Source organism: Streptomyces sp. NPDC020996, assembly GCF_040641355.1.
GTDB lineage: Bacteria > Actinomycetota > Actinomycetes > Streptomycetales > Streptomycetaceae > Streptomyces.
On record NZ_JBFADM010000086.1, the window covers coordinates 22,283 to 29,362 of the forward strand.

4 protein-coding genes are annotated in these 7,080 nt (G+C 70.5%); 3 read left to right on the forward strand and 1 reads right to left on the reverse strand.

Going from position 1 to position 7,080, the window contains the following annotated elements; translation table 11 throughout:
• Positions 1-59 precede the first annotated feature (59 nt).
• Entirely contained in the window at positions 60-2,906 is a 2,847-nt protein-coding gene (locus AB0G63_RS35810) for a glycoside hydrolase family 3 C-terminal domain-containing protein (protein WP_360759060.1), read from the reverse strand.
• Between the two features lie 382 nt (positions 2,907-3,288).
• Between AB0G63_RS35810 and AB0G63_RS35815 the strand changes: the two genes are divergently transcribed.
• The 3 genes from AB0G63_RS35815 to AB0G63_RS35825 are packed head-to-tail and all read left to right on the forward strand — an operon-like array spanning position 3,289 to position 6,946.
• A complete protein-coding gene (locus AB0G63_RS35815) occupies positions 3,289-4,968 on the forward strand; it encodes an extracellular solute-binding protein (protein WP_360759062.1) in 1,680 nt (559 codons plus the stop codon).
• Positions 4,968-6,023 carry an ABC transporter permease subunit gene (locus AB0G63_RS35820; RefSeq protein WP_360759064.1) on the forward strand — a complete coding sequence of 352 codons (1,056 nt, stop codon included), beginning with the start codon at positions 4,968-4,970 and terminating at the stop codon, positions 6,021-6,023. Before AB0G63_RS35815 ends, AB0G63_RS35820 begins: the two co-directional genes overlap by 1 nt.
• Entirely contained in the window at positions 6,020-6,946 is a 927-nt protein-coding gene (locus tag AB0G63_RS35825; RefSeq protein WP_360759066.1) for a carbohydrate ABC transporter permease, read from the forward strand. The genes AB0G63_RS35820 and AB0G63_RS35825 overlap by 4 nt, the downstream gene beginning before the upstream one ends.
• The last annotated feature ends 134 nt before the right edge of the window (positions 6,947-7,080 follow it).

Consider the following 7,080-nt stretch of genomic DNA (forward strand, 5'->3'; position numbering starts at 1 on the left):
GGGCCCGGCACCGATGACTTCCGGTGCCGGGCCCCTTCTCGTCGGCCTGTTCCGGACCCTCAACCGGAGAAGCCGACGTGCGCGAGCCGCAGCGGGCCGCGCAGCCTGATGTGCACGTCGTGCACGCCCTGTACTCCTTCGGCGGCGATCTCCGCGCCTACCGGGACGTAGTCGTACGGGCTCTGCGTGGGCGTGCCCAGGGTCAGTTCGGCGAGTGCCGGGCCGCCGTCCAGGGAGAGTTCGAGTGTGCCCTCGCCCGCCAGGTCGGCGGTCACCGCCGTGATGCCGCCGTCGCCGAAGTCGCAGGCGCGGTAGATCAGTTCGCCCGCGGTGCCCTGCGCGGGCGTCACCGCGTCGCCGGAGGCCTTCGTCCGGTCGACGATCTCGACGCCGCTCTGCTCGTCGAAGTCGGCTGCCGCCAGGCCGCGTTCGAGGACGGGGCGCGGGGCGGCGGGCTCGCCGTCCAGGGTCACCGTCGTGCGCAGGCGGATGTCCTCGCTGGAGGCGCCGGCCAGGATGTCGTAGGCGCCCGGCTCCAGGCGCCACCTGCCGTGTGCCACGTCCCAGAACTCGAAGGCACGCAGCGGGACTTCGAAGGACAGCTCTGCCCGCTCGCCCGGCGCGAGCGTGATCCGGCGGTGCGCGACCAGCTCGCGGCGCGGACGCGGCACCGACGGTTCGACCGCGCGCGTGTACAGCTGGGCCACCTCGTCGGCCGTGACGTCACCGGTGTTGGTGACCGTGAAGGAGACGTGCACCGCCTCGCCGTCGGCCCGGACCGCGAGGTCGGCGTAGGCGAAGGACGCGTACGACAGGCCGTGCCCGAAGGGGAACAGCGGCGTCCCCTCGAAGTACAGGTACGTCTGCCGGGCGCCGACCACGTCGTAGTCCAGCAGGTCGGGCAGGTCGGCGTCGTCCTCGTACCAGGTCTGCGGCAGCCGGCCCGCCGGCGAGACGTCGCCGGCCAGCACCCGGGCCAGCGCGGTGCCCGCGGCCTGCCCGCCGTGCGCCGTCCACAGCACCGCGGGCAGGCCGGCGGTCTGGAACGCGTACGGGTACGCCGAGACCAGGGCCAGCACCGTGCGCTCGTTCGCCGTGCGGGCGGCCCGCAGCAGGCGCTCCTGGTGGAGGGGCAGGCGCAGGGTCGTGCGGTCCTCGGTCTCGCGGCCGTTGATGTGCGGGTCGTTGCCCGCGACCACCACGACCACGTCGGCCCGCGCCGCCGCGGCGGCCACCGCGTCCTCGCCGCGCTCGACGACGACCAGTTCGAAGATTTCCGGGTCCGCGTCGGCAACCTTCACGCCGTCGGCGGCGACAGAGACGTGGCGACCCGTGCCGATGTGCCTGAGGAGGTGCCCGCTGTCGTGCGGTTCGAGTCGGAACGTCTCCTGTACGACCCAGCCGCCCGGCTGGTCGGCGGAGGCGCGCAGGTAGCCGTCGCCGGCCACCGAGAGGTAGCGGCCGTCGGGGGCGCGCAGGGTCAGCACGCCCTCGCCCCAGTCGACCAGCGCGAGTTCGGTGCCGGTGGCGTCGGTGGTGAGCGGCGGCAGGTCGGTGCGGCCCGCGAGCTGGGCGGGGTCCAGCGCGCCCTCGGCGCCGCGCACCTCGTCGTCGGCGTCGGCCGGCGGGACGCTCAGGAAGGCGCCCGCCGAGGTCTTCAGGCGGACCCGGTCCACGCCCTCCGCGAACTCCACGCGCTGGGTGCCGAACCGCTCGTACAGGCCCTCCAGCGGGGTGGAGCGGTGGATCAACGTGCCGCTGTACCAGTCGAGTTTGCACTCGTCGGCGAGCAGGCCGACGACGGCGACGCGGGCGGTGGCGGGCAGCGGCAGCAGTCCGTCGTTCTTCAGCAGCACGATCGCCTGCTCGGCGGCCTCCTGGGCGAGCGCCCGGTGCGCCGGGGTGTCGAAGGCGGCGGCGCCGGCGTGCGGGTCGTGCTCCGGGTCGAACTCGCCCAGTCGGAAACGGACCGCGAGCTGACGGCGCACGGCCGTGTCGACGTCGGCCTCCGTCAGCAGGCCCCGGGCGAGGGCGCCGTGCACGCGGGCGGTGATCTTCGAGCCGTCCGTGCCGTGGTCGGTGAAGCTGTCGACGCCGGCCAGCAGCGCGGCGGCGGTGGCCTCCTCGTGGGTGTCGAAGTAGTGCTCGGAATCGACCAGGTTGGAGGGCGCGCCCGCGTCCGAGCAGACCAGCAGCTCCTCGTCCGTCCAGCGGCGCAGATGTTCGCGCAGGTAGGGGGAGACGTGGTTGGGACGGCCGTTGACCAGGTTGTAGGCCGGCATCACCCCGGACACCGCGCCCGCCTCGACCGTCTCGCGGAAGGCGCGCAGGTCGTACTCGTGCAGCACGCGCGGGCGGACGGAGGACGACGTGACGTCCCGGCCAGTCTCGTTGTTGTGCGCCAGCCAGTGCTTGAGGACGGGGGCGGTGCGCCAGTACGTCGGATGGTCGCCGCGCAGGCCGTGGGTGTACGCGGTGGCGATGGCGGACGTCAGTTTCGGGTCCTCGGAGTAGCCCTCCTCGTTGCGGCCCCACAGGGGGTGGCGCAGCAGGTTCACCGTGGGCGCCCAGACGTTGAGGCCGACGCGGTCGTCGCGGGCGCGCATCGCCCGGACCTCCTGGGACACCGCCTCGCCGATCCGCCGCACCAGGCCGGGGTTCCAGGTCGCGCCGAGGCCGACGGCCTGCGGGAACACCGTCGCCGGGCCCATCCACGCCACGCCGTGCAGGGCCTCCTGTCCGGTGCGGAAGGCCGCGACGCCCAGGCGGTCGACGGCGGGCGCGAACTGGTGCAGGAAGGAGACCTTCTCGTCGAGCGTGAGCCGCTGCAACAGGTCGTCGATGCGCTTCGCGAACGGCAACTGCGGATCGCGGAACGGCGGTGCGGGCGGCGGGTGAGCGGTCACGTGTGGTTCCCCTTGCGATGGAGCGGTGGAGCTCTTTCGAAGCGCTTCGATGCTGGTTCGACGACCGGGTGGGTGTCAAGACGCCTCGGGTCGGCAGATCCGGCTACCGGGCGCGATCTCAAGCAGCGTATGCGTGACAGCCGTTGCTGGATACCTCCGAGGAATCTCGGGATCGACCCTTGTGCACCCCCTGTCGTTCACTTAACCTCGCAGCAACATCGAAGCGCTTCGACTGTTTCGATCCGAAGAGGGCCACACCGGGACGGTGCGCAGTCCTCCGACGACCGGGCGGCGACCCGCTTCGGCTCAGCCAGTTCCACTCGAGACACCACAGCCGACGGCCACCGCCGGGTGTCCTGGTGCGCCATGAAGGGTTGACGCAATGACGCCGAACACCGCTTCCGCCTCCTCCGGGCCAAGCCGGAGAAGCTTCCTCGCCTCCACGGCGGTTGCCACCGCAGCGGTGGCAGGCGGGATGCCGCTGCTCGCCGCCTGCGGGGGGTCGGACAGCGGATCACGCGAGGGCACGACGTCGGGCAAGGCCGCGGACAAGCTGCTCCCCGCGTACGTCGCCGCCACGCTCGCGAAGCCGGACCTGCCCTCGAAGAACGGATCGGCGGCCGGCTACACCGGCAAGGTCGACCTCTCGGCGCTCGAGACCTCCGTGCCGAAGAAGCTCGGCACCGGGGCCCCCATCAAGATCATGTCCCCCTTCTGGGGCTCTCCCCCCAAGGGCGACTGCGCCTACTACAAGGCGCTCGACGCCGCCGCGGGCACCAAGGTCACCTGGCAGAACCAGGACGGCAACACCTACGGCCAGAAGCTCGGCGCCGTCCTCGCCTCCAGCTCCATACCCGACATGGTGGTCGTGCCGAGCTGGGAACTGGTCGGCAAGATCTCCAACGCGGTCACCGCGAAGTTCATGGACCTCGGCCCCTACCTGGCCGGCGACAAGGTCAAGAAGTACCCGAACCTGGCCGCGATCCCCTCCGACGCCTGGCGCATGGGCATCTTCGGCGGCGCGCTGCGCGGCATCCCCATGCCCTCCGCCGCCGCGACCTTCATCGTGCCGTACTACCGCAAGGACATCTTCGACAAGAAGGGCTGGTCGGTCCCCAAGTCGCCCGACGAGTTCCTCAGCTGGGCCAAGGACGCCACCAGCGCCAAGGCCAAGGTGTACGCCTGCGGCGACATGTCCTGGACCGCCTTCAACATCTTCGGCGTCCGCGCCTCCGGCCCGCTGGGCTGGAACATCGGGTCCGACGGCAAGCTGACGTACCGCATCGAGCAGCCCGAGTACCTCGAGGCCCTGGAGTGGTCCCGCAAGCTGTTCGACGCGGGCGTGGTGCACCCCGACGACAAGGCGCGCTCGGGCGACGCCGGCCAGCGGTTCACCGCCGGGCAGATCCTGGTGTTCAACAACGACACCTCCGCCTGGTACGGGAAGACCGCCGAACAGGCCAAGGCCAACCCGGACTTCCAGATCGAGGGCATGGACATCTTCGGCGCCGACGGCGGCGACCCGAAGCTCTGGGCCTCCCAGCCCGCCACCATCTGGTCGCTGATCCGCAAGGGCGCCTCGAAGACGACGGTGGAGAACGCGCTGGCCGCCGCGAACTTCTCGGCCGCGCCCTACGGCACCAAGGAGCGGATGTTCGTCGACTACGGCGTCGAGGGCACCCACTACACGGTCAAGGACGGTGTCCCGGTCAAGACCGACCAGGGCAACAGCGAGGTGATCAACGCCTGGGTGATGCTGGCGGCCCCGGCTCCCTACTACGCCCACCCCGACTACCCGGACGTCGCGCGCAAGCAGGTCGAGTGGCAGCAGCGGATGGGCGCCTTCATGAAGAAGTCGTCCACGTACGGCATGAACATCGTCGAGCCGAGCCGCTTCGCCAACCTCTCCAGCCAGTTCGAGCAGATGGAGATCGACTACGTGCGCGGCAACAAGAAGCTGTCCGAGGTACAGGCCGCCATCTCCACCTGGAAGTCCTCCGGCGGCGAGAAGCTGCGCGACTGGTACAAGCAGCTCATCGACAAGAACGGCAGCGCCAACTGATGTCTCTCACCGCCGGGAGCAGGCCCGACGGGACTCGTCCCCCCGCGGCCGTCGAGGAACCGACGGCCGCGGTCGGCACGGCCGCGGCGAAGGGGCGGGTGCTGCCCCGCAAGGCGGGCACGGCCGGCCGGATCCCCTGGCGGGTCCGGTGGCGCCGGGACCGCGCGCTCGTCCTGATGACGCTGCCCGTCATCGTGCTGCTCCTGCTCTTCAACTACGTTCCGCTGCTCGGCAACGTCGTCGCCTTCCAGGACTACGACCCGTACGTCTCCAGCAACGGCGTCACGGCGATCTTCCACAGCCCCTGGGTCGGCGTGGAGCAGTTCTCCCGGATGCTGGACGACCCGCTGTTCTGGGACGCCGTCAAGAACACCATCGTCCTGTTCGTGCTCCAACTGGTGCTGTTCTTCCCGGTCCCGGTGGCCCTCGCGCTGGTCATCAACAGCGTGATCCGGCCCCGGGTCCGGGCCGTGGCGCAGGCGATCATGTATCTGCCGCACTTCTTCTCGTGGGTCCTCGTGGTCACCGTGTTCCAGCAGATCTTCGGCGGCGCGGGCGTCATCGCCCAGACCCTCGAGAACCACGGGTGGAGCGGCTTCGACCTGATGACCGACGCGAGCCTGTTCAAGTACCTGGTCACCGCGCAGGCCGTGTGGAAGGACGCCGGCTGGGGGATCATCGTCTTCCTCGCCGCGCTGGCCGCCGTCAGCACCGATCTGTACGAGGCCGCCGCAATGGACGGCGCCGGGCGCTGGCGGCGCATGTGGCACGTGACGCTGCCCGCGCTGCGCCCGGTGATCGCCCTGCTGCTGGTCCTGCGGGTGGGTGACGCCCTGAGCGTCGGCTTCGAGCAGTTCCTGCTCCAGCGGGACGCGGTCGGCGTGGGAGCCAGCGAGGTCCTCGACACGTACGTGTGGAACATGGGTATCCAGAACGGCGACTTCAGCTACGCGGCCGCGGTGGGCCTCGTCAAGGGAGCCATCGGACTGTGTCTCGTCCTGGCCGCGAACAAGTTCGCGCACCTGCTGGGCGAGCAGGGGGTGTACCAGAAGTGAGCCTCAACACCCAGCTCATCCGCAGCCTCAAGGCTCCGGCCCGCCCCGTGTGGGAGGAGCCGCCGGGCAAGGCGGGTCTCACCGCGAAGGGCGCGTTCCTCGCCCTGTGCTGCCTGGCGGTGCTCGGGCCGCTGTGGATCGTGATCGTCACCAGCCTGTCCCCGAAGCCCGTGATCGACCGGGTCGGCGGTCTCGTCGTGATTCCCCAGGGCATCACCTTCGTCAACTACAGGGAACTGCTCAGCGGCGGCCAGGTCAGCCGGGCCATCATGGTCTCGGTCGGCGTGACGCTCGTCGGCACCCTGTTCTCGATGACGGTGTCGGTGCTCGCGGCCTACGGCCTGTCCCGGCGGGGCACTCTGGGCCACCGGGTGCTGCTGATGATCATGATGGCGACCATGTTCTTCGGGGCCGGCCTCATCCCGACGTACCTGCTCGTGCAGTCCCTGGGACTCACCGACACCTACCTGGCGCTGATCCTGCCGAGCGCGGTGAGCGTCTTCAACATCCTCGTGCTGCGCGCCTTCTTCATGGGGATCTCGCCGGAACTCACCGAGTCCGCCCGCATCGACGGCGCCAGTGACCTGCGCATCCTGCTCACGATCATCCTGCCGCTGTCGCGGGCGGTGCTGGCCGTCATCTCGCTGTTCTACGCCGTCGGGTACTGGAGCGCCTGGTTCAATGCCTCCATCTACCTCTCCGACCAGGACATGATGCCGCTGCAGAACGTGCTCATCCAGCTGGTCCAGAAGAACAGCGAGGCGCCGACCGGCCTCCAGCAGGCCGTCCGCACCGGGCAACTCTCGGCCCTGGGACTGCAGATGGCCGTCATGGTGCTCGCCCTGATACCGGTCGCGGTCGCTTCCCCGTTCGTCCAGCGGCACTTCAAGAAGGGCATGCTCACCGGCGCCGTCAAGGGCTGAGCCGCCTGCCGATTCCGCCGCCGCCCGGCGACTCCGCCGGGCCGCGTGCCTGTTCCCGGAGACGGGATGCCCCGGTGTGTGGCGCAAGCTCACCGGGGCACTGGCGGGCCTGCCGTTGGCCGCGCCGACGGCGA

Coding starts and splice junctions, on each gene's coding strand:
- AB0G63_RS35815 (WP_360759062.1), top strand. CDS start 3,289: ATGACGCCGAACACCGCTTCCGCCTCCTCCGGGCCAAGCCGGAGAAGC.
- AB0G63_RS35820 (WP_360759064.1), top strand. CDS start 4,968: ATGTCTCTCACCGCCGGGAGCAGGCCCGACGGGACTCGTCCCCCCGCG.